At 37.5% G+C, this 24,832-nt stretch carries 19 protein-coding genes; 4 read left to right on the forward strand and 15 right to left on the reverse strand.

Annotated features, from left to right (window positions below):
- Window positions 1-3 precede the first annotated feature (3 nt).
- The 6 genes from wecB to DF185_RS16520 all read right to left on the reverse strand — a co-directional run bounded on the left by wecB (window position 4) and on the right by DF185_RS16520 (window position 8,974).
- Window positions 4-1,227, reverse strand: a complete 1,224-nt coding sequence (wecB, locus tag DF185_RS16495) for a non-hydrolyzing UDP-N-acetylglucosamine 2-epimerase (protein ID WP_110361868.1) — start codon at window positions 1,225-1,227, stop codon at window positions 4-6.
- 39 nt (window positions 1,228-1,266) lie between these two features.
- A complete protein-coding gene (gene wecC, locus DF185_RS16500) occupies window positions 1,267-2,553 on the reverse strand; it encodes a UDP-N-acetyl-D-mannosamine dehydrogenase (protein WP_110361869.1) in 1,287 nt (428 codons plus the stop codon).
- A gap of 197 nt (window positions 2,554-2,750) precedes the next feature.
- Complete coding sequence (locus DF185_RS16505; RefSeq protein WP_110361870.1) at window positions 2,751-3,275, reverse strand: UpxY family transcription antiterminator; 525 nt, start codon at window positions 3,273-3,275, stop codon at window positions 2,751-2,753.
- Between the two features lie 668 nt (window positions 3,276-3,943).
- Window positions 3,944-6,202 carry an NADP-dependent malic enzyme gene (locus DF185_RS16510; protein ID WP_110361871.1) on the reverse strand — a complete coding sequence of 753 codons (2,259 nt, stop codon included), beginning with the start codon at window positions 6,200-6,202 and terminating at the stop codon, window positions 3,944-3,946.
- 663 nt (window positions 6,203-6,865) lie between these two features.
- On the reverse strand, window positions 6,866-8,224 hold the full coding sequence (locus DF185_RS16515; protein ID WP_110361872.1) for a S41 family peptidase: 1,359 nt from the start codon (window positions 8,222-8,224) through the stop codon (window positions 6,866-6,868).
- Window positions 8,225-8,278: 54 nt separating this feature from the next.
- Entirely contained in the window at window positions 8,279-8,974 is a 696-nt protein-coding gene (locus DF185_RS16520; protein WP_110361873.1) for a hypothetical protein, read from the reverse strand.
- 531 nt (window positions 8,975-9,505) lie between these two features.
- Between DF185_RS16520 and DF185_RS16525 the strand changes: the two genes are divergently transcribed.
- Window positions 9,506-10,270, forward strand: a complete 765-nt coding sequence (locus tag DF185_RS16525) for a hypothetical protein (RefSeq protein ID WP_110361874.1) — start codon at window positions 9,506-9,508, stop codon at window positions 10,268-10,270.
- A 320-nt stretch (window positions 10,271-10,590) separates the two neighbouring features.
- On the opposite strand, the gene DF185_RS16530 is transcribed toward DF185_RS16525, so the two are convergent.
- A complete protein-coding gene (locus tag DF185_RS16530; protein ID WP_110361875.1) occupies window positions 10,591-11,265 on the reverse strand; it encodes a peptidoglycan DD-metalloendopeptidase family protein in 675 nt (224 codons plus the stop codon).
- 290 nt (window positions 11,266-11,555) lie between these two features.
- Complete coding sequence (locus DF185_RS16535; protein WP_110361876.1) at window positions 11,556-12,686, reverse strand: amidohydrolase; 1,131 nt, start codon at window positions 12,684-12,686, stop codon at window positions 11,556-11,558.
- Window positions 12,687-13,199: 513 nt separating this feature from the next.
- On the opposite strand from DF185_RS16535, the gene DF185_RS16540 reads away from it, so the two are divergent.
- Window positions 13,200-13,607 carry an endonuclease domain-containing protein gene (locus DF185_RS16540; protein ID WP_110361877.1) on the forward strand — a complete coding sequence of 136 codons (408 nt, stop codon included), beginning with the start codon at window positions 13,200-13,202 and terminating at the stop codon, window positions 13,605-13,607.
- A gap of 278 nt (window positions 13,608-13,885) precedes the next feature.
- Here the strand turns inward: DF185_RS16540 and yidC are convergent, their stop codons facing one another.
- From yidC to DF185_RS16560, 4 genes are all read right to left on the reverse strand, one after another.
- Window positions 13,886-15,736, reverse strand: coding sequence for a membrane protein insertase YidC (yidC, locus tag DF185_RS16545; protein WP_110361878.1), 1,851 nt, complete (start codon window positions 15,734-15,736; stop codon window positions 13,886-13,888).
- A gap of 46 nt (window positions 15,737-15,782) precedes the next feature.
- Entirely contained in the window at window positions 15,783-17,384 is a 1,602-nt protein-coding gene (gene pyrG / locus DF185_RS16550; RefSeq protein WP_110361879.1) for a CTP synthase, read from the reverse strand.
- Between the two features lie 187 nt (window positions 17,385-17,571).
- A complete protein-coding gene (locus DF185_RS16555; RefSeq protein WP_110361880.1) occupies window positions 17,572-19,494 on the reverse strand; it encodes a DUF349 domain-containing protein in 1,923 nt (640 codons plus the stop codon).
- Between the two features lie 294 nt (window positions 19,495-19,788).
- Window positions 19,789-20,226 (reverse strand): Hsp20/alpha crystallin family protein, encoded by a 438-nt coding sequence (locus DF185_RS16560; RefSeq protein ID WP_110361881.1) that lies wholly within the window; start codon window positions 20,224-20,226, stop codon window positions 19,789-19,791.
- Between the two features lie 270 nt (window positions 20,227-20,496).
- Between DF185_RS16560 and trmD the strand changes: the two genes are divergently transcribed.
- Window positions 20,497-21,174 carry a tRNA (guanosine(37)-N1)-methyltransferase TrmD gene (gene trmD, locus DF185_RS16565; RefSeq protein WP_110362010.1) on the forward strand — a complete coding sequence of 226 codons (678 nt, stop codon included), beginning with the start codon at window positions 20,497-20,499 and terminating at the stop codon, window positions 21,172-21,174.
- Window positions 21,175-21,204: 30 nt separating this feature from the next.
- On the opposite strand, the gene rbr is transcribed toward trmD, so the two are convergent.
- On the reverse strand, window positions 21,205-21,777 hold the full coding sequence (gene rbr, locus DF185_RS16570; protein ID WP_110361882.1) for a rubrerythrin: 573 nt from the start codon (window positions 21,775-21,777) through the stop codon (window positions 21,205-21,207).
- Between the two features lie 493 nt (window positions 21,778-22,270).
- Between rbr and DF185_RS16580 the strand changes: the two genes are divergently transcribed.
- The gene (locus tag DF185_RS16580; protein ID WP_110361884.1) at window positions 22,271-23,020 is read left to right on the forward strand and encodes a TorF family putative porin; all 750 of its coding nucleotides are present in this window, start codon (window positions 22,271-22,273) and stop codon (window positions 23,018-23,020) included.
- A 97-nt stretch (window positions 23,021-23,117) separates the two neighbouring features.
- On the opposite strand, the gene DF185_RS16585 is transcribed toward DF185_RS16580, so the two are convergent.
- A complete protein-coding gene (locus DF185_RS16585; RefSeq protein ID WP_110362011.1) occupies window positions 23,118-23,753 on the reverse strand; it encodes a 7-carboxy-7-deazaguanine synthase QueE in 636 nt (211 codons plus the stop codon).
- 127 nt (window positions 23,754-23,880) lie between these two features.
- Entirely contained in the window at window positions 23,881-24,807 is a 927-nt protein-coding gene (locus tag DF185_RS16590) for a hypothetical protein (RefSeq protein ID WP_110361885.1), read from the reverse strand.
- Window positions 24,808-24,832: the final 25 nt, after the last annotated feature.

The raw sequence follows: 24,832 nt of genomic DNA on the forward strand, positions 1-24,832 counted from the left end.
AAGCTAGGCAACAATACGTTCCCGAATGGATGATGCTTTTTTCAATTCCTGTACAATCCTGATGCAAGCTTTCCCATCACCATAAGGATTGATGGCTTGAGCCATTTTTCGATAAGTTGCATCTTCACGGAACAACAAATCAACCGATTCTATGATTTTCTGAGAATCCGTGCCAACCAGTTTTACTGTACCAGCTGTTAAAGCTTCTGGTCTTTCGGTTGTATCCCTCATCACAAGAACTGGTTTGCCCAAAAATGGAGCTTCCTCTTGAATACCTCCCGAATCAGTAAGTATCAAGTAAGACAAATCCATCAGGTAAACAAATGGCAGGTAATCAATCGGATCTATCAAAAAGATATTGTTATTTGAATTACTTTCTGAATCTGCACCTTGTCCTAAAATATCATAAACTGGTTTTTGAACATTAGGATTCAAATGAACCGGATATACAAAATCTACTTCAGGATGTTTCTCAGCCAAAAACTTAATTGACTCACATATATTTAAAAATCCTCTTCCAAAATTTTCTCTTCTATGTCCTGTAATCAATACCATTTTGCGGGTTCGATATACCCACTCGGCAACACGACCTGTTGAAATTCCTTTTGCTTGCAACACATTCACAATATCCATAACCACTTTCGAAGAGCGATGTATTTTTGTAAGTGTCAGCTGAAGCGCATCAATCACAGTATTGCCAGTAACCACAATTCTACTTTTTGAAATGCCTTCATCCATTAAATTCTTTTGTGCCATTATGGTTGGAGCAAAGTGCCATTGTGCCAAACGACCTGTAATTTGTCTGTTAGCCTCTTCGGGCCATGGCGAATACAGATTATTGGTACGCAAACCTGCCTCGATATGAGCCACAGGAATTTGCTGATAGTAAGCTGCCAAAGCCGTTGTGGATGATGTAGTAGTATCGCCATGAACCAGAACCAAATCAGGATCTGCCACTTTCAATACATCTCTCATGCCTATTAAAACACGACTGGTAACATCGTATAAATCCTGACCTGATTTCATGATTTGTAAATCATATTCAGGTACGATTTCGAAAAGATTCAATACCTGATCCAACATCTCGCGGTGTTGCCCAGTTACACATACAATGGTTTCAAACTGTTCCGGATATTTCTGGAACTCCTTAACCAAAGGTGCCATTTTAATGGCTTCTGGTCGAGTGCCAAAAACCAACAATACCCTATATTTATTATTCTCACTCATATTCTTAATTCTTAGATGGTAAAAAAAGTAGTAGACGTATTATCTTAAATTATTCCTTTTGTTCTCCTTTTGCTTAGGTATTTCAACTGGAATTTCATTAAAGATTTTCTCCTGTTGATTGGTAACTCCACAGAAATCCAGAATCACTTTTTCATCAGAAAATGGAAGTTTTTTGAACTCATTGTGTGCCACCAAATAAACAATCATATCAGCCATATCGAAAGCAATTTCGTAATTACAAATCTGGAAGTTTGAATGCTCTTCAATATTAGGCTCAACAATAATGTAATCATCTTGTTGCGATTGCGTAATTTTATTGGCGATATACATGGCTGGCGATTCTCTTAAATCATCGATATTAGGTTTGAAAGCCAATCCCATTACTGCAATTTTTGGCTCATATCCACGATCTAACTGAAACTGCAATCGTGCATTTTTAATTTTCTCCACACACCAAAATGCCTTGTAATTATTGATTTCGCGTGCTTTTCCAATGATTTGACTTTCCAACGGATATTCAGAAACGATAAAGTAAGGATCCACAGCAATGCAATGACCACCCACTCCACAACCTGGACTTAGTATATTCACCCTTGGATGCTTGTTGGCCAACTCAATCAACTCCCAAACATTAATTCCTGCCTTTTCGCAAATCACAGAAAGTTCGTTGGCAAATGCGATTTGTACATCGCGAGAAGAATTCTCAACCAACTTACACATTTCTGCAGTTCGTGAATTGGTTTTATGAAGTTCACCTACAACAAAGTTTCGGAAAAACTCACATGCCATTTCAGTCGACATTTCATCAATCCCACCAATTACTCTATCGTTGTGCTCCAACTCATAAATGATATTCCCAGGAAGTACACGTTCCGGACAATAAGCAATGAATATCCGATCTTCCAGATCAGGACGCTTGGCATAAATTAAATCTCGAACCTTCTCGGTGGTTCCTACTGGTGATGTGGATTCTATAATGAATAAATCGCCTTCTTTTAATACTGGAATTGCTGCTTTGGTGGCATCCAACACATATGAAATATCGGGTTCATGGTTTCCTTTAAAAGGGGTTGGAACCGCAATGGTATATACATCAGCTTCCTGAACTTCTGTGTGAGCGGAAAGCAAATTGTCTTCTACAACCTTGTGCACCAACTCATCCAAATCGGGTTCTACTATAATGATTTCACCCAAATTAACTGCCTCTACTACCTTTGGATTTACATCTACTCCTTGCACACGAATCCCACTTCTAGCAATAAGTGAGGCCGTAGGAAGTCCGATATACCCCAATCCAATTGTGGTAACTACTTCAAACTTACTCATAAAAATTTCTGATTTCTGCGATACTGTAATCAGAAGCTGTTTAAATTTGTTTTTAGAGTTTTTTATCGATGAAAAAAGAAGAGTAACCAGGCAAATTTTATTTAAATAGTGGTTCTATTTAAATAGAATTTAACGAAGTTAGACTTCATTTATTCATATAAAAAAACTGAGGGATAACTTTAAACAGTTTCTTTGTATCAAGCGACGGGTTGAACTTGTTTAATCATGTCTAACGAGATATCAGTATAAACACAAGTTCCCAAAGAATCGAATCGGATAACAATACGATTCTTGCCTTTTATTTGCATGATCTCGCCCTTGATCCCCTTGAAAGGACCACCCATTATCTCTACCAATTCTCCTTTTTCCAAATTCTCATGACTCAAATCTACCTTGCGATTTTCATCATCCAGAAAAATTCGAAGAGCCTGAATCTGGTGTTCAGGTATAGGTACAGCTTTGCCACCAAAAGTTACATATCTAACAGCGTAAGCAGAATTGATTACGTTGTAATACTCCCTTTCACTGACTTTCACAAACAAATAAGATCGAATCAATGGTTCTTCAACCCATTTGGTTCGATCGCTCCACTGACGAAGCTCTTTTTTTAAAGGAAGGTAGCACTCAATATTCTTTGAGCACAATTCTTTGTACAGCCTCTTTTCTGCACGCGATTTGGTATAAATCGCGTGCCAAAAGTAAGGCCTTCTTAAGGCTTGCATGGTTGATTGAGTTTAAGGTTTATACTCGTGAATTAAAAGATCTTGCCTCCAAAATGATTCTGGTTGAAGGGTGGTTGAAGCCCTAAAATCATTTTATCAGCGTATAGCGCTCTGGTTATATTATATGATGTCGCGGCACAGCTTCGCTTCCTCGGTCACAGAAAACAGTTATGCCGATTCATTTTTTCTCATTAAAATTCGAAAAAGCTCAAAGCTTTTCCTGGGCGGATGATAGTTGGTTTGGGTAGTAATTTATTTCATTACATAAAGCTGGGTCGTTTCTTCATGTAAACCGTTAAAACACCAGACTTTTCTTTCTCGTTTTTTTTAAACGGTAAATAAAATTTCGTAAGATTTTCTGAGTTGAACAAATATACCTACTCATTACTTAGATTGAGTCTAAGTTATTTTGGCAAGAGTATCTTCTCGCATGATCAATCTACACTTTATCCTGACAATCAGTAGATAAGAAAAATTAAACACATCTTCCTGTTTTATTTTTTCTTAAACAACATATGTATTAACAATTCTTAAACCCACTATTTATCACGACTTTAGACCATTTATCTATAATATATTTCAATTGAGGTTCAGGTGTTTTGAAAATAAAAACCTGTTAGAAATGGATATTCCAACAGGTTTAAATAATATTAATAAAATAATTCAGCTTATTGTGCATCTACCACAGCAATGGTTACCATATTAACAATCTCGCGAACCGAACTTTCCAGTGGTACAATGTGAATGGATTTGTTCATCCCCAAAAGAATTGGACCAATAGCTTCAGCTCCTCCAATTTCCTGCATCATTTTGTAGGCAATATTACCACTACTCAAATTCGGGAAGATAATGGTATTCACCCTGCGCCAACCCAATTTCGAGAAAGGAAACATTTTAGTTCTTAGCTCAGCATTTAAAGCAAAATTCATTTGAATGTCACCATCCACAATTAAGTCTGGATGTTCTTGATGTAGCACCTCAACTGCTTTTTGCACTCTAACCGGACTACCATCTCTAATGGAACCAAAATTGGAATAAGAAACCATAGCAATTACTGGCTCAATATTAAACTTGCGCACTGCCTCTGCCGTTAGTAAGGTGGTATCCACCAAAGTTTGAGCATCGGGACGAGGATTTACCGTTGTATCAGAGAAGAAGATAGGTCCCTGCCTGGTCATCAACAAATACATACCCGCAATGTGATTAATATCGGATTTGATTCCCACGGTTTGAATTGCAGGTCTTATGGTATCGGCATATTTCGATGTTGATCCACTAATAAAAGCATCAGCTTCACCAGTTTCTACCATCATGGCACCAAAATAATTTCGGTTGGTCATTTTATCAACTGCCTCATTGTAGGTAAGTCCTTTTCGGTTGCGCTTTCGGAACAATATTTTCGCATACTCCTCTCGTCTTGCTCTCTCTTCTGCCCCTCTCCAATTGATGATTGGTACACCATCCAGATCCAAATCGTTCTCTTGAATTACTTTATGGATGTGTTCTGGATTACCCAACAATATTGGCACAGCAATTCCCTCATGAAGAACGGTTTGTGCAGCTTTTAAAACTTTGAAATTAGCTCCTTCAGCAAATACAACACGTTTCGGATTTCGCTTGGCTTTATCTGTTAAAGCTCGCAGCAACTTGTTGTCTCTGCCCAACCTTTGTTCCAACTGAGTTTTGTACTCCTCCCAATTGTGAATTGGCGCTTTTGCAATGCCCGAATCCATAGCAGCCTTAGCTATAGCAGGAGCAACCACAGTCAGCAATCGTGGATCAAGGGGTTTCGGTATAATGTAATCCTTTCCATAGCTAAGATTCATTTCGTGATAAGCCGTATTTACAATATCAGGAACATCCTCTTTGGCCAGTTTTGCCAATGCCTTTACAGCAGCAATCTTCATTTCCTCGTTAATGCCCGTAGCTTTAACATCCAATGCACCACGGAAAATGAATGGGAATCCCAACACATTGTTTACCTGATTCGGGTGATCGGATCGACCGGTTGCCATTACAATATCCTTGCGTGTTTTCATTGCCAGCTCGTAAGCAATTTCAGGATTGGGATTGGCCAGTGCAAAAACAATAGGTCTATCGGCCATGCTTTTCACCATACTTGGCTTAAGCACATTGGCAACCGATAAGCCCAAAAACATATCGGCACCATCCATGGCATCTTCCAAAGTCTTCACATTAACCGATGTAACAAACTCCTTTTTGATATCACTTAAATCAGTACGCGATTTGTGAATTACTCCTTTGCTATCGAGCATGATGATGTTCTTTTTCTTCACCCCCAATGCAATGTAAAGGCGAGTACAGGCAACTGCCGATGCACCTGCTCCATTCACTACAATTTTTATATCGCTTAGCTTTTTCTTTTGTAGTTCAACCGCATTCAACAATCCGGCTGCCGATATGATAGCCGTACCATGCTGATCGTCGTGCATGATCGGAATGTCCAATTCCTTTTTCAACCTGTCCTCAATGGCAAAACATTCTGGTGCCTTAATGTCTTCCAGGTTAATTCCTCCAAAAGTTGGAGCAATCCCTTTTACAATTTTCACGAACTCATCCACATCCTTGCTGTCCACCTCAATATCGAATACATCAATATCTGCAAATATTTTAAACAGCAAGCCCTTCCCTTCCATCACAGGTTTACCGGCTTCTGCACCGATATCGCCCAAGCCCAAAACAGCGGTACCATTAGAAATTACCGCTACCAGATTACCTTTGGCGGTGTACTTGTAAACATCTTTTGGATTTGCCTCTATCTCCAAACAAGGCTCTGCCACCCCTGGAGAGTAAGCAAGCGATAAATCCAATTGTGTTGAATGTGGTTTGGTTGGGATCACCTCGATTTTCCCGGGACGTTTGCCTTCGTGATACCGAAGTGCATCCTCTTTGGTAAATTTTGCCATGATTAGTGTTAGTTTGAGCGCAATTGTTTTTGATTTTGTAGGCTTGCAGAACGCAAGTTGAAGAGGACTAATAGACGAAGCTATGAGGTGCACTCGTAAAACGACTCAACTTCACGGTCCTTTCTTGGGTGGGTTTTACTCAATTAAAATTCCGACATTCTGTTCTTAATGGAAAGATGTAAATTCATGTTGTTCAACATGGTTTGGATTCTTATTACATTCCAATTAATCACCTCACCCTTACCCTCTCCTTGGAGGAGAGGGAACTGGAGCTGCCAAGATTTTGCAGTATACTCCCCTTAGATATCGCCACAAAGTGGCAGATTATTTCAGCCTCAAGGAAAGGCCTTGGGTAGTTACGTTAAGGAAAATGCGTCCTGAAAGGACAGTTTAAAATTAAGTTGTCCTTTCAGGACGTATTCAAAAATAGCTTAACACCCAGAGGCGTTGCCTCTGGCTAAATTAAACTAGACTTTCAGTCTGATTTACAAGAACCTATTAATATTTTGGAATATTTACTACCATTTAATAACACTCCCCTTATTGTCTGGAACTTGGGGATGAGGTGAGTGCAAACACAAAAAAACGCCAAAGCATGAAATCTTTGGCGGTTTCTTAGAGTAAACATGCCTGGCATCTTTGAGATGCTTGGCATGCCCTACACTAAAGGATATCTTTATACTTAAAATCTCGAATCAATACATCAGGTTCAACGCCCTGGTTCAGCTTTGTACCTCCATATTGTATAAATTCCTTTGGCGAAACATAGAAAGTGATTTTAGTATTGGGCAGTTTGTACATCAGAAAATCACCATAGTAGCGTATATTTTCACCAGTTGCTTTATTGCCTACAATGGTTCCTAAATTATTCTCTTTTACCACACCTGCAAAGGTAGCAGCAGCACTATTCGATCGTTCATTAATAAGAACGTATACCTCCCCTTTAAAGGCCAATTCCTTATAATTGGGTTTGTATGTATAAGCAGTGCTATCCATACAAAACAAAGTATCGTTGGGCAGTTTTTCGATGCGAGCATATAATTCAGGTCTCTTTTGACTATAGTTTTCCTTCAGTTCCTCACTCACCCTAATTCCGATGCTTTTGTATTGAGAGTAAGATTTATCCGTTAAATAATTCAGCAAACTATCTACTGCACGACTTCTTCCCCCCGGATTATTTCTAACATCAATAATCAACTGCTTGCTGCCTTTGCTTTTGATCTCTTGGAAAGCATCTTTCAAAAATTGATTGTATTGCCTATCTCCATAAAAAGAGGCAATGCTCATCTTTGCGATTTGTTGATCATCAGAAAAAACCAAACGATACTTATCTAGATTCTGCTGAGAGCCGTATTTTTTCCTCAACTCAAAGTATTTGGCATTGCAAACTCCATTTATGGCAAGCGGTGCATCCTCATCCATGAGCTTTAAGCGATAAACTTTGGTTTCGCCATACAAAGCCCAAAACGACATGGCAAACATCTTCTCCACAGATCCATCTCCACATTCCCGATTTTTCACTCCCACCGTATTTCTCATGTCCTGCAGAATCTGATCCGAAGTAATGTTGTTAATGGCCAATATTTGCTTGCCTGCAATATCAAGCGAGCGATCTTCACCAATATATTCGTTTACATACAATTGATGATCCTTAACAGTTATGGAAAAAGGCATGCTTACACCTCCTCCATCAATCATGTACTTTTTTCTTTCGCTGTATGGGAATGAGATGCCAGTATGAGTATCCTCCAATTCGCCAACCAGCTTTGCTATTTCTATATAAAATTGATTTATGGAAAGGCTATCGGGCAATTGTTTTTCTGCAATATTTCCATGCATACTCCACTCAAATGCAAATACTTCATTTAAAATCAAGGGATGCATGTTCTCCACCTTGTTTTGGAAAAACCATAAATCTTCAATCAATTCCGCTTTTTCAAAGTAAGTGGGTTTGTAGTCTTGAGCTGTTGCGCATGGCAATAGCAGTATGGATATAAGAACTATTAAAACTATTGATTTCATGAATATATTTGATATATACGATTATCTAAAAAGTACTTCAATAATTAAAAGTGACTACCTAAGATCTTTCTCGGCTTCCAAAGTTGCTTTCCTAACTTCCTCAATAAACTCGTTTATTCTTAAAGAATCAACTAAATCACCAGAAATGACTCTTAATGAATCTGAAAATTCTTTAATATCATATTTCCATGCCCCATTAATTGCAAACTCAAATGCTAAATGATCAATACAATGTCCTCCACATTTCTCAATACTAAAAGAAGGGTTATTCAGAATAAACTCTTTTGCATACATTCCCATAATCTCTCCCAATGCCCCATCTGATTGTGAACACAAATATTCAAAACACGTATAGTACAAAGGCGCTAATTCATCACTCTTTTTTGTTAATGACTCCAATAAGTTAAATGTTATCTCATCATCAGATGGGTAAATTCTTCCCTCACAAAAATCAACTACTATAGAATCAACTTTTTTGTTGTTCAGATATAAAGAAATAGGTTGTTCGTATATGGTGCAATCATTAAAGCGAGCTTTAATTTTAGCCATTTTTTGCTCTTTTTTCAATGCATAAATACTATCAGCATTATTCAAAGGTTGTTCCACTACTACCTCTTGAATTTCCGTTTCCGGCTTTGGAACAACAATTACAGATTCCAAATCCTTTTTATGATTTGGGACTTTTTCTTGCTGATTATTTGATTTACAAGAAACAAGCAAGCAGAATAAAATGATAGGGATAAATTTCATATGTATTTTTTTAAGCGTCATAATTTAAGCACACTTATTACTAGCAATATACTGCACTCTAAATTAACCATATAAACAAACACACCCAACACCAATCATTAATCCATCCTCATTCCAAATAAGCCCTTACTGAAAGCACCCCACCAATTCGCACTTTACAGATAAACCCATAAAATACAAACACTAAAAAATACTTTTATCAGGATTTAAAAATTCTTTATCAGTTTTAAAGATTCATTTACGCCACTTCAACACATATCAACTCCAATCATGAACTTTACCATATCAATAACATTTTTTTCAAAGAAATTTAAATTCTCTCTACGCCTTTAAATTCGTAGGGAGAGGTGAAATTTAACATGCAGTATAAACTTAATTTTTAAAACAATACCAGCATATTATTTTTAATTTTCGATATTGTTTCATAAATTCATTATTGATTTGTCAACCATGAAAGCAATAGAATCAGAGCAGAAGTTATTGTAGAAGGATTAGTGCGGTGGAAATAATTAATCTTTAAACATTACTAAAATGTCTGAACAACAAAACTATGACGACAGCTTGGTAGAAATTAAAGCTGTGAAAAACGAAAATGTAAAACATTGCAGCATGCCTGTTGGAATGTACATTCAAGAGATTAAAGCAATGATTCATGTGGCAAAAGAAGACTTGCCTTTGTTGACCCCTGTTGGATATACAGCAGAAAACCTTACCAAACTTGAAGTTTTAACGGGAGCACTTTCTATTGCTCAGGCCATTTGGGATACCCAATTAACGGCTCAGAAAGATGCTCAGAAAAAATGGCAAAAGGATGCACCTGCCATGTTTGAGCTAATTCGTGATTTATATGAAAACATGCGCTTTGCTTACCGCAAGAACGATGAATTACAAGAAATTCTTGATGAAATAAACGAAGGTGACTCCAATGCAGATGCTGTAATGGATCTGTTAAGGCTAGGGACACTGGGAAATAATAATCAAGAACCATTAACAGGAATTGGTTTCGATATCGCAAAATGTAATACCGCAATTAGCGAATCGGAACGCATGGGAACTCTCTTGGCCGAAGTAAACGGTTCGTTGTATGTTGACGATGACAGAAAGGTAATCCGCGACAAAGCATACTCTTTGGTGAAGCAATATGCAGATGATTTGAAGGAATACGGACAATTTGTATTTAGAGACGAAGAGGAACATGCAATGCTTTATTCTAGTAAGTACCTGAGAAACAAGAAAGCTGAATACCGTCGTAAGAAAAAAGAAGAAGAAAATACACAAGAAGAAACAGTAAGTTAATGTTCATAAATACGGGTTTTAAGTTTTACACTTAAGAGGGAATCTTCGGATTCCCTCTTTTTTATGGCGGCAAGACAGGAAATAAGATGAAAAAGACAAAAGTAGGTGTCAGTCTTCGGTCTTGGAGAGTGTCAAACCTGTCTTGGAGGCTTCACCCACCTGTCTTTTTGCACCTGCCTCTTGTCTTGGAGAAGGTTCTTCTATGTCTTGGAGCACCTTACGGCAGTCTTGGAGCTCTTTTTTTGTGTCTTGGATCAACTGACTGCCTGTCTTGTTGATGCAGACTTTTGTCTTGCTAAAGCTTTCTATCTATAAAACAATCACTTCAGCTTCAAAATCAAATTGGGATCGGGACAGGTATTGAGGTAGTTTTCTCGATCGACCTGATTGGATACGCCTGGAAAATCGCCCTCTCGTCCATTCATATCGGCGATGATCTGAAAATGCAGATGGCATGGCCAATTGCCATTCTCCTGATCGTTGCCCAGTTCGGCAAACTTCTCGCCTTGCCTTATCTCTTGCCCTACACTTTTTCCTTTTAAGGAATCAACAGATAAATGTCCGTAAAGGGTGTAGAAAGTAGTTCCTTCGATGCAATGCTCGAGTATGATGGTTGGGCCGTAATCGCCAAATACATCGTTGTTTTTAAAGCTATGGACCTTACCATCCAAAGGTGCAGAAAGGCTGGTATTGGCTGCCAACCAAAGGTCGGTTCCTAGGTGAATGCTTCGTGCATCTTCGCCCTCGCCAAAGTGTTTGCTTTTGCGATAAATCAATCTGTCCTCGTTGTAACCACCAATGGCATATTTGGCGCCAGTTTGTTGCAAACAGTCTGAAATGTATTGCTGCAATGCCTCCACCGAGCTCAAATCAATGGAATACAGGGCTTGATTATCGATGGAAAGATCGAGCTTGTGATGTTTTTCTTGATTTAAGTTGAATGGGAAAATATCGGTAAAGAGGTGTTGATTGTTTTTTAGTATTTGTGATAACATTATTGTATTGGTTTAGTTATTTATAGTCCTCTAGCCGAACAGGCTCTGACTTTCTGTATTAAATTTGTGACTCATAATGATTCTAGTTTGCCACTTTCGAATTGAGTTTTTCCCTTTCAAGGGAAAATCCCGATAGGGAAAAGGGTGCTTTAAGAATTTTTCTCACTATTTCACCCTTTCGCCTGTCAACAGTTTCCCTTTTACTATTACCCCAAACCCCTAAAGGGGCTTTTTCTGTGCGCTGTTCCCTTTAGGGAATCGAAGGGTGAGCGTTGGGAAGGCTGCGTACTTTATTCTCCATTTATTTTTTGATACAAACCTGTAAAGATCGTGAGTCCTGTTTCGATGATTTCGTCGGGGAAATCATAATCGGGATGGTGCAGGGCTGCCTGATCGACGCCAGCTCCCAGGCCAAAAAATCCGCAGGTGTATTTCTGAGAGAAATAGCCAAAATCTTCGGACCACTTGAAGGGTTTGTCCAGGTATTTATACGATAAATTGTGCTCTTCGGCCAAATCATGTAGCATATCCACACACTCATCTTGATTTACCGTTGCTGGAAATTCTTCGTGATAAGCAATGCTGCATTCCAGGTTTTCTTCGGCTGCGATTCTGTTTACAATCTCCTCCGATTTTTGGGTAAGCACCTCCATATCAGCATTCTCAAAAGAACGCAGGGTGATGCCCATTTCGCCACTGCCTGCAGAGGTTCCAAAGGACTGCTCACCCATACGGATGTAGATAAATGTAAGCAGAGTAAGATCGGTAAACAGGGCTTTGTTGTTGAGCAAATCGTTTAACTCACGACTGATTTTTGAGATGGCTATGGCTGGGTTTCTCCCCTTCTCAGGCTCTGCCGCATGCGATGTTTTTCCATTCAATCGAATGGTCATTCCTTTCGATGCCGCAGAAAAACTTCCGCGTCGCAACAATATGGTATTGGTTTCCTGCCCGGGTACATTGTGCAGGGCAAACATGTAATCGGGATTCAGATCGGCAAACTTGGGATGAAACAGTACATCTTTTGCTCCCTGCTCTACCTCCTCGGCTGGTTGAAATAGCAGAATAACCTTGCCTTTTCGCGGTGGATTTTCTGACAATTGCTGAGCCATTCCAGCCAGTATAGTCATGTGTCCATCATGTCCGCAGGCATGTGCCACACCATTGTAAATTGAGGCATACTTTAGCCTCGTTTTTTCCTCTATTGGCAATGCATCTAACTCTGCTCGAAACACGGTAGTCTTGCCCGCCTCGACTCCTTTAAATACAAATGCTCTGCCCGTATCTCCCAAATGGATGATTTCATGAGGTTGATAATCTTCTACAAAATCGACAATGGTTTGAGCGGTTTTGTATTCCTGATTGGATAATTCGGGTTGAGAGTGCAATTGATGCCTTAAAGCAACGAGTTTTGTGTTCATCTTTTGTGATTTGTGTTAAAGGTAGGTGAAAGATAGTGATAAATTGGTTTAAGTCCTCATACCTGAATACCTCACCCTAACCCTCTCCTTAAGGAGAGGGAACTGGAGCTGCCAAGATTTTGCAGTGTACTCCCCTTCTCCTTGAGGAGAAGGGGTTGGGGGATGAGGTCAAGATTCAAACAATCAGATTTTCCTTTTATAAAACACCTCACCCTAACCCTCTCCTTAAGGAGAGGGAACCGGAGCTGCCAAGATTTTGCAGTGTACTCCCCTTCTCCTCAAGGAGAAGGGGTTGGGGGATGAGGTCAAGATTCAAACAATCAGATTTTCCTTTTATAAAACACATCACCCAAGCCCTCCCCTTAAGGAGAGGAAACCGAAGCTGCCAAGATTTTGCAGTGTACTCCCCTTCTCCTCAAGGAGAAGGGGTTGGGGGATGAGGTATTAATCAAAAAAAATGAGTAACAAAATTCAATAATTATCATTAATTTTCTATACCTAATTCACTATAACATGGTTGACTTTAAAGAGTGTTTGTTTTACAATGCCTCTCCTGAGATTCATAAAAGAGCAAAAGAACTCAGGAAAAACATGACTGATACAGAAAAAATCCTTTGGGAATACCTAAGAAATAGGAGATTCAAAGGATTAAAGTTTCGCAGACAACACCCCATAGATATATTTATAGCCGATTTCTACTGCCATGAATTAAAATTAATAATCGAACTTAATGGGGAAATTCACAATACAAGTGAGAATCAAGAATATGATGAAGGAAGAACTGCTGAACTTGGATATTTGGGTGTCCAAGTAATTAGGTTTACAAATGAAGAAATAGATTGTGATATAAAGGGAGCTTTTAGGCGTCTGGCGGAATTTATTGATACTATAAGACTAGCTTTTCCTAATACCTCACCCTAACCCTCTCCTTAAGGAGAGGGAACCGGAGCTGCCAAGATTATGCAGTGTACTCCCCTTCTCCTCAAGGAGAAGGGGTTTGGGATGAGGTCAAGATTCAAACAATCAGATTTTCCTTTTATAGAACACCTCACCCTAGCCCTCTCCTTAAGGAGAGGGAACTGAAACTGCCAAAATTTTGCAGTCTACTCCCCTTCTCCTCGAGGAGAAGGGGTTGGGGGATGAGGTTCAAAAAAAAGCCCCACATAAAATGCGGGGCCGTATATAGAATCGTAATGATCTTATTTTTTAGGAGGCTTGTAACCTCTTTGCTTTGCAGCTTCTTCCAAACGTTGTTGGAACTTCGATTTCTTAACTGGCTTCTTCTTGTTTGCCTCGATAGTTGCCAATACTTTGTCTTCATCAACCATGTACTTACGGATTGCCCAAGTTTGAGCAACAGTAAATAATGTTGCAATAAAGTAGTAGTATGAAAGACCTGATGCATAACCGTTAAACCAGAACAAGAACATTACTGGCATTAAGTACATCATGGTTTGCATACCAGGCATTTGTTGCGACGACTGCATTTGGCTGTTCATACGAGTGTATACCAAGTTGGTAATTGCCATCAACAAACAGAATAAACTGATGTGATCTCCATAGAATGGGATGTTAAATGGTAAATCAAGAATTGAATCGTATGATGATAAATCCTCTGCCCATAAGAAACTCTTCTGACGAAGCTCGATAGACGATGGGAAGAATCGGAACAATGCAATCAGGATTGGGAACTGTACCAACATTGGCAAACATCCACCCATTGGGTTCACTCCTGCCTTTTTGTATAATGCCATGGTTGCCTGCTGGCGCTCCATTGCTTTATCCTTAGGGATTCTTTCGTTGATTTCATCGATTTGTGGTTTCAACACCTTCATCTTCGCTGTCGACATGTACGACTTGTAAGTTAATGGTGCTAAAATCAGTTTGATGATGATTGTTAAGATCAGGATGATGATACCATAGTTTGCAATGTGATTTTCCAAAAAGTTGAAAATAGGAATTACAAACCACTTGTTCACCCAGGCAAACATTTTCCATCCCAAATCAACCAAGGCGTGCAATTCGATATCCTTACCATACTTTCTCATGGTCTTGTACTTGTTCGGACCAAAGTAGAAATTCATTGGATAGTTTTCCAATTGAGATCCCTGGTATGGTAATGAAATTGCAGCATCAAAGTTCTTCAAGATAGGATCATCTTCTCCCATGTCAACCGACTTCAATTCAATTCCTTTGAATGAATCATCAGCAATTAAAACAGAAGAGAAGAATTGTTGCTTAAAGCCAATCCATTTTACTTTTGTAGATAAGCTTTCCTCATCTTCTCCAGAAGGAGACATGCTATCTACATCATCTTCGAAAAACTTATAGAAGATATTGGTATACTGATTTTCGAACTTGCGTCCTTTTTCCTGGCTAGGAATATCAGCTGCCCAGTTGAAAGTCAGATCTCTTTGATTCAAAGCAATTACATCCTGCATTCCTACAACATTGATATCAAAACCAAGCATGTAAGAATCTGGCTCCAATGAATACTTGTACTCGATGTATTTGCCTTCGCCAGCATTTAATCGCATGCTAACTACTTGTTGAGCGGTTGTCGCATCAACTGTTTTAACCGAGTTCACAGGAGTAAAATACAAATCCTGAGTATTCATTGCTTTGTTCTGAGCATAGAAAGCCAATCCGAATTTGGAATTTTTCTCACCCCAAAGCATCAACTTCTCTGCATCGTGAGTTTTGTAATCTTTCAACTCAACGTTAGCAATCTTACCCCCTAAAGTATTGATGCTAATTTTCACCAATTTGTTTTCCAGGGTAATAATTTCCTCTTTTTGCTGAACTGCTCCGGCAAATGCTCCATATTCACTTTGAAGTGCTGCAGTATCTTGCTTCTTTTCTGCGTACTGCTTTTTCAAGGCCTCAATTCTTTCCGCTTCTAATTGCTCATTATGCAATCTTTCAACACGGGCGATCGAATCTCTGGTCTTCATGGCTTTGATTTCTTCATCCGATGGTTTTGTCAGGTATGTATACCCGATCAAAATCGCACCGATGATCACCAAGCCCCAAATCGAATTTCTATCCATATTCTATTATTTAATCTTTTCTAAGTAATGTATTGTAGCCTACAGATTACTTTTCCATTGCTACTTTCACAAACTCAACAAACAATGGTTGAGGTTTGATAACCGTACTCTTGTATTCTGGGTGGAATTGTACACCAACAAACCATTTGTGGCCATCCAACTCAACCGCTTCAACCAAACCAGTATCTGGATTCATACCTACAGCTTTCATTCCTGCAGCTTCGAATTGCTCCAAATATTCATTGTTGAATTCATAACGGTGACGGTGACGTTCCGAAATTTCTTTCTGCTTGTATGCAGCAAATGCTTTCGAACCTTCTTTTAAGATACAGTCGTATGCTCCCAAACGCATTGTACCACCTTTTTCGGTTACATTCTTTTGCTCTTCCATTAGGTTGATAACCGGATGTGGAGTTTTTGGATTCATTTCCAAAGAATCTGCACCTTCTAGTTTTAACACATTACGTGCAAATTCGATTACTGCAACCTGCATACCTAAACAAATACCCATGAATGGGATGTTGTTTTCGCGAGCATATTTTACTGCTAAAATCTTTCCTTCTAATCCACGATGACCAAATCCTGGTGCAACCAAAATACCTTTCAAGTCTTTCAACTCTTCCTGGTAATTGGCATCATTCAATTTTTCTGAATGAACCCATTCGATTTTCACTTTACATTCGTTAACCGAACCTGCATGAATAAATGATTCAGCAATTGATTTATAAGCATCATGTAACTCCACATACTTACCTACCAAACCAATTTTCACCTCTGCTTTTGGATTCTGAAGACGAGTTAAGAATTTAGTCCACTCTTTTAATTTTGGTTCTTTCTTCAAGTCAAGTCCAAGCTTTTCACAAACCGTTTGATCAAGCTTTTCTTCGCGCATTTTCAAAGGCACTTCGTAAATGGTTGATACATCAATAGACTGAACTACTGCTTTTGGATCAACATTACAGAACAATGCTACTTTCCTACGAACATCTGCAGTCAATTCGTGCTCTGTTCTTAATACCAATACTTCTGGTTGAACTCCTGTTTCCAACAACGACTTCACCGAGTGCTGTGTTGGTTTGGTTTTCAACTCTCCTGAAGCAGCAAGGTATGGCACCAAAGTCAAGTGAATTACCAAGGCATCTTGTCCAAGCTCCCACTTTAACTGACGAACTGCCTCGATATATGGTAATGATTCAATATCACCTACAGTACCACCAATCTCAGTAATTACAACATCATACTTGTGCTTAGTACCCAAAAGTTTGATGTTTCTTTTAATTTCATCGGTGATATGAGGAATAATCTGAACTGTTTTTCCTAAGAAATCTCCTTTTCTCTCTTTATTGATAACGTTACGATAGATTCTACCAGTAGTAACGTTGTTCGCCTGAGATGTAGGAGCATTTGTAAAACGTTCGTAGTGTCCCAAATCCAAATCGGTTTCTGCACCATCATCGGTAACGAAACACTCACCATGCTCATATGGATTTAATGTTCCTGGATCTACATTCAAATATGGATCTAACTTTTGGTTAGTTACAGAGTACCCTCTAGCCTGCAATAATTTAGCTAGCGACGATGCTATAATTCCCTTTCCCAATGATGAGGTTACCCCACCTGTAACGAAGATGTATTTGGTTGTTGACACTTTATAAACTTTTTTAGTTGATTTATTAAAGCTGCAAAAGTAGTCAAATTATAGGTTTTTAGGAAACAAATTCAATGTTTCAAACTATCATTTGTTGATTTCTTTGCGCAAAGAATAAATTCTCAAACATGAAAAAAGCATTCCCCATGTTGAGAAATGCTTTTAAACGCATCTATTTAATACAAATTTATGAAACTAAACCGTCAATAACCTTGAGCTTTTCATTTAAGATAGCAAGGTTTTGTTTTCCTCTCTCAATCTTCTCCTGAATCTCACTTACTACATTCGAATTCTTTGATGAAGAGAAAAACCCAACATTGTTTTCCCATAGGGCAATATCACTTTCCAATTGCCTGATTTTATTTACAATCTTATTTCTCTCAACAATAATCTTATCTTCAGAATTACTCATGGTCAAGAAAGTATCAATCTTCGATTTAAACTTCTGAACTTCCTTGTTGTCACTATCCATATTCATTCTATCATACAAACCATTAATGGCCTTTCTGAAAGCTTCCTGCACCTTATCCTTCTTCTTGTATGGCACATGACCAATATTCGACCACTCTTTTTGGAACTGGCGCAATGCATTTAAGTTGCTATCATTATCCTCCCCAAGTTCGAATGCCTTTACTTTTTCAATTAATGTCTCTTTCAGCTTCAAGTTCTCTACTTGTCCGGCATCCGCATTATCGAAATGCTCCGATTTGTTATTAAAAAACTTATCGCAAGCGGCACGGAAACGCACCCAAAGATCCTCAGAAACTTTTCTTGGCACAGGACCAATATTTTTCCATTCTTTCTGTATGGCAATTAATTTATCCGTAGTCACTTTCCAATCCTGACTATCTTGTAAACTTTCTGCAATGGCACAAAGCTCCTTCTTTTTCTCCAAGTTCACATTCAACTTCTCTTTCAAAGCCATGTAAAAGTCACGCTTCCTATCGAAATATAAATCACAGGCTGCTCTAAACCTTTGATAAATTCTGTTGTTGTCTTTTTTAGGAGCAAAACCAATGGTTCTCCATTCTTTCTGAAGGTCTATAATTTCTTTCGAACTGGAATTCCATTCTTTATGGGAACCTATTGCTCGATTGGCTATTTCTTCAGCCTTTTCGCAAAGAACAGTCTTTTTGGCCAAGTTGTTTTTCTGCTCAGATTTTAAGCCTTCGTAATACTCCTGATGTTTACGATTTATGATTGTTGTAGCTTCTTTAAATCTTGCCCATAATTTTTCCTTGTCTTCACGAGGCACCGGACCAATCTCTCTCCACTGTTCATGGTACTTTTGAAGTGTATTAAATGCTTTTACCACTGAAGGTTCATCCAACAACTTCTCTGCCTCTTCGCAAAGTTTAATTTTAGAAGTCATGTTCTTCTTTAAATCCAAATCGCGAAGTTCTTTGTTGATTTTAATGTAATCGTAAAAGTTTTCAACATGATGATGGTAGTTATCCCACAAGTTTTTTAATGCTTGTTGTGGCACCATTCCTATCTCGTGCCACTTCTTTTGTAACACCCTAAATTCGTGGAAGGTTTTATCGAATGCTTCTTTTCTATTTACCAGCTCTTTAATATCCTCTATTATCTGATATTTCTTTTTTAGGTTTTCTTCCTTTTCCTGTTCTACATTACGGTTTAATTCTGATTTCTTTTCCTTAAACTTTTGCAACATTTCACGAACCTGGCCTTCTAACTCATCCGTACCAAAATCAAATTCATCCTCAACACCACCATCTGCAAGAAATTTTTGCTTCGCAGCTTCAACTTCTTCTTTGTGTTTTTTGTAAAAGTTTAGTTTTATGGCCTCTACCTTTTCTTTTATTGCCGATAAAGATTCATTTTCGAGAAGTAATGCCAAGCGATTCTTCAATTCGCCTTTCTCCATTAATGTGTAGTCAGGTTCTTTTTGAAGTTCAGAATCCTTTTCTGAAGCAGAATCAGAATTATCTTCTGCATCGCTACCTTGTTTAGATTCCGAAGTTGCTTCACTAACATTATCTTCTTTTAAATTTTCGGTTTCATGAGAATCTGCAACATTATCTTTCGCTTCTAAATTTTCATTCAATTCATTCTCATGTGAGGGATTTGACAGGTCTGGTGCTTTCATGTAAATTGAGTTAGATTAAGTTTCGAACAAAGCAAAACTCGCGTTAACAATACCACCTAAAAGAAAACTTTTAAGCCTACTCTTACGAATTTAACTAATTAAGTGCTAAACCTCAAAGATTTTAAATATTTTCTTTCCCCTTAAAACAAAGAGGTTCATGCAATACATGAACCTCTTAACCAAAACAAACTAATTAACTAACCTAAATTTCTCAACATATTCGGAGAAATCTATCTTCTTTAAACCTTACTCTTTATTATGAATATTACCTATTCAAACCTTCCATTGTTTCCTTTATTTGATCTCGATGTTATGAATTTCAGGCTTTTTTTCTTCAACTTTTGGAAGAACAATATTTAATATCCCATTTATTACTTCAGCAGAAATATTCTGTTGATTGATTGTATCAGCCAACTTAAAGCTACGTTCGAATTTGTATACTCCAAATTCTCTTCTTAAGTACTTATTATTTTCCTTTGTATCCTTCTTTTCCGCCGAGATTTTAATAGAACCATTCTCTACCTTAATACTCACATCTTCTTTTGCAAAACCAGGAATAGAAACCTCTATCAGATAGTAATCTTCCTCTTCGACAACATTAGTTGCTGGACGAAAACCACTTTCTCTTTCAACAGCAGCTTTAAAACTATCCTGAGTTTCTTTAAACAATTGATTCATTAATTGATTTGTAAAAAAATCATTTGGTCTTTTGCCATATCTTAATAATGTCATAACTCTAATCTCCTATATTTTTTATTAATTCTTCGGCTCCGGATTCCGATTGTTTATTTTTTCAAATTCGATGACCAACCTTCAAATGGCATACCATCATCAAAAACAATTCAAAACGTCAGCTTTCCCCTTATTTTTCCGTGTCATATTGTCATTGTTTACACAAAATAATATGTCACATTGTCTTTTGTGAATGATTTATCATCTTCATTTTCTATTTTCTTGCATCACTTGCATGTGATGTATACTTTTACACAAAATTTAGAATTAATGAGAATCGATATATTAACTGTTGTTCCAGAATTATTGGAAAGTCCTTTGAATCATTCAATAATTCAACGAGCAAAAGATAAAGGCGTAGTTGAAATACACATTCATAACATCCGTGATTTTTCGGAAGACAAACACAATAAAGTTGATGATTACGCATTTAGTGGCGGAGCTGGCATGGTAATGCGATTAGAGCCAGTTGTTAAGGCAATTGAACATTTAACCAATCAAAGGAAATATGATGAAATCATTTTTACTACCCCAGATGGTGAGCAGTTCGAACAAAAAACTGCAAATACATTATCGCTAAAGGAGAATATTATAATCCTTTGCGGTCACTATAAAGGAATTGATCAAAGGATCAGAGATCATTTTATTACCAAAGAAATATCCATAGGTGATTTTGTTCTTACGGGAGGTGAACTTGCTGCTGCAGTAATTACAGACAGTGTTGTTCGTTTGATTCCTGGAGCAATGAACGATGAAACTTCCGCTCTTACAGACTCTTTCCAGGATAATTTATTGTCGCCACCAATCTATACAAGACCTGCAGAGTTTAGAGGATGGAAAGTACCTGAAATTTTACTATCAGGAGACCATAAAAAAATTGAGCAATGGCAAGAAGAACAAGCCTATTTAAGAACTAAAAAATTACGTCCTGATTTATTGGATGAATAAGAAAGGCTCCATTTAGGAGCCTTTTTTTTATTAATAGTTTTTTGCTTTTTTCTCAAAATGAGCTTGAGGATGTTCACAAGCAGGACACATATTTGGAGCTTTAGTACCTTCATGCACATAACCACAGTTACGACAATACCATTCTTCCTTTTCTTCTGATTCAAATACTTTTTCAGCTTCAAGATTACTTAAAAGCTTTAAGTATCTTTCTTCATGCATTTTTTCAACCTTTGAAATCAATTTAAAAGCAGTAGCAACTTTTTTAAAACCTTCTTCTTCTGCGATTCGTGCGAACTCTGGATACAATTCAGTATACTCTTCATTTTCTCCGCTAGCAGCTGCTTTTAAGTTTTCAGCAGTGGTTCCAATAACACCCGCTGGAAATGCTGCAGTAATTTCAACTTCTCCGCCTTCTAAAAATTTGAAGAATCTTTTTGCATGCTGCATTTCTTGCTCAGCTGTTTCCATAAAGATTGCAGAAATTTGCTCATAACCTTCTTTTTTAGCTTGCTTCGCAAAGTAAGTATATCTGCTTCTTGCCTGAGATTCTCCAGCAAACGCTTTCAATAAATTCTTCTCGGTTTGTGTTCCTTTTATGCTCATAATTATTATTTATTGATTTTGATTTTTGATATACAAATATCTTGATTTTTTACCACAACATAAAAGCAATCTAATACTAATCAAACAATTTATACTGATTACAAAATAGGTTAACATTCAAATCAAGCTTAATTTGAAGCAAAGTTAGCACGGAAACACGCAAGATATTATTGTTAAGTCTTTCAAAAAATAAAGACACTTTCCACAAAAAAATCACTTTTACCCAAACACCCCCTAAATTTAAAACCTTTGCGCAGTTTTTTTTAGTGTTTTTATTAAAGACACCCCTATTTTTATTTGTTATTTTGAATATTTTTTGATTATTTTTGAATCGCACCCCTAATTCGTTAGGGTTAGAATTAGAAATTAGTTGATTTGCACCAGCACTTACCCCTTTACAAAAGGGGTAAGTGGTATTTTTTTAGTAAAAACCACAATTTATTTAATCGAGATATTACTATTTACCTTAATTATTAATCTAAAACCCATTATTATGATGAGAATTAAAAAGTTAATTACATTACTTATTGGAGTTATTATAAGCACAAGCTCCTTATTCGCTCAAAATAAAAAAGGCGAAATTTCCTTGGGGGCTGACCTTATGAGCAGATACATTTGGAGAGGTACTCAATTTTCAACTGGTCCTGTAATTCAACCAGGAATTGAATACAGTAAGGGAGCATTTGCAATTGGCGCATGGGGGTCGTATTCCTTCGACGGTGATAATGACGGAGCAGAAGCAGACATGTACATTTCGTATCGTTTTGCAGACGATTTAATTACTGTAAGCCTTACCGATTATTTCTTCCCAAATGATCAAATTGCAGCAAACAACTCTTATTTCGATTTCAAAAAAGAATCAACAGGTCATATTCTTGAAGGAAGTATTGTCTTTAATGGCACCAAAAGCTTTCCCATTAGCATTATGGCAGCAATGAACTTTTGGGGAGCAGATCAAGATGTAAATGGTGATCAGCAATATTCCTTATACATTGAACTAGGACATAGCTTTACCTATAAAGATGTTAATATTGACTTATTTGCGGGTCTCACTCCTTTCGATGCAGATGAGGACGAAGGAGAATCCGGTTTTTACGGGGATACAGCTGGCTTTGTAAACTTAGGATTTACAGCATCAAAGGAAGTAGCAATTACAGAAAAGTTTTCACTTCCACTTTCAGCTTCCGTTATTGCTAACCCAATGGCCGAAAATCTATTTTTAGTGTTTGGAGTATCATTTTAATCGCAATATTCTTCCAATTATTTAATTTATTAGCTTAGAACAAAGAAGGGCATTCAAAATTTTGAATACCCTTCTTTCTTGTTCTTCTATATATCCTTTATGGTATTCTCATAAACTTATGAGATTGTAAAGAAATATTCCATTTCGGATTATTCTTCACATACTCCACTATTGGTTTCACATTGTGAACATACTGACTCCATTCGGACTGCAGATACAATAAGCAATCATCACCTACATTTTTAGCCAACTCTTCTGCCCATTCGAAATCTTTTTCCAAATCGTAAATAATAACTTTAAGCTCATTGGCTTTTTGATAAGACGATGGCACTGGTAACTTATTTCTCTTTGGTGACAAACAAATCCAATCCCATTCCCCACTTATTTCGTATGCCCCTGAAGTTTCTAGAAAATTCTCAATATTGTGTTTCTTCAATTCAGTGCACAAAGGCTCCAAGTTGTATAAGGATGGTTCTCCACCCGTTACAACTACCGATTTAGCAGGAGATTCTACTGCTTTTCTTACCACCTCTTCAACTGAAATTAGCCTATGCTCTGCAGGATTCCATGAGATTTTACTGTCACACCAACGACATCCTATATCACAACCACCGATTCGAATAAAATATGCAGGTTTACCGGTATGGTACCCCTCCCCTTGAATGGTATAGAAATCCTCAACCAGAGGCAAATCTGTTCCTTTGTCGAATATTTCTTTGTACTTGTCTTTCAAAACCTTCTTCTTTTCTTGTAAAACAATTTTAAAGCTGTGGCTGTTTAGCAAATCGGGCTACAAAATTAGAAGCTTTTTAAGGAATTCAAAATCAAAGCAAGAGATTATTTGATATATCCCCCCAAGCTTAATTCTTAATCAATTGTTTCCAATCAATTTTGTATACAGCTTGCGCCTGCTTGGTTGCTTCTGTATTAATAAGCAAATTATTGGTATCGGTAAAAACAACACCTTCGGTTTGTGCTCCTCCCAAAGAACTCAAATCTAATCGGATGTGCTCACCTCCAAAGAAATCTGAGCCAATAAAGTTGTAAAAAAGAATCATGTAAGTTTTATAATCCTTATAACCTACCAAAGCCACGAGTTTACCATCAGAACTAATATCTGCACCCGTAACCATAAAATCGGTATCAAATTCAACTTTTGGATTTAAATCGTGATGCTTAACAGATTTTTCCATCACATACATCCTTGTTTTTTGATTTTCCCAATTCTTAGTAAAGAAATACAAAGAATCACCATAAGATAAAAAAGCTTCACAATCAAAGTTATGATTGTGCTTCCTACGTTTAAACTCTTTCTGATCAGCCCATACAAAACTAATCTCATCAGCTTTAATACTCAGCTCAGGTTTATCGTGGATTTTAGACTTATCAAGACTGAAAATTTTTAAATTCTTACGAGTACCATTGTTATTTCCGAATTCTCCAATGTAAAAATACTTCTCATCTTCAGCCAAAGCCTCCCAATCCTGATTCGAAACTCCTTCAATATTCAATTGTTGCTTTAACTCTCCATTTTTATTGTAAGCATATAAAGTAGCAGCTCCTCCACTATCATTATTCACCCAAATCAAATCATTATGCCAAATCATTCCCGATTGCTCATCCACCTTCTTTGGCAATTGGTCTGAAAGCAAAATTGGATCGTATTTTACCCAGTTGTAATTTTCTTGCTCACTACTGATTGATTCCTCCTTATTTACTTGAGAAGAGTGACGACATGAGACCAGTAAAATAACCAACAGGCTTAATGTGTAGGTATAGTTTTTCACAATATCTTGTTTTTATTGAAAAACA

Source organism: Marinifilum breve (assembly GCF_003202155.1).
Lineage (GTDB): Bacteria > Bacteroidota > Bacteroidia > Bacteroidales > Marinifilaceae > Marinifilum > Marinifilum breve.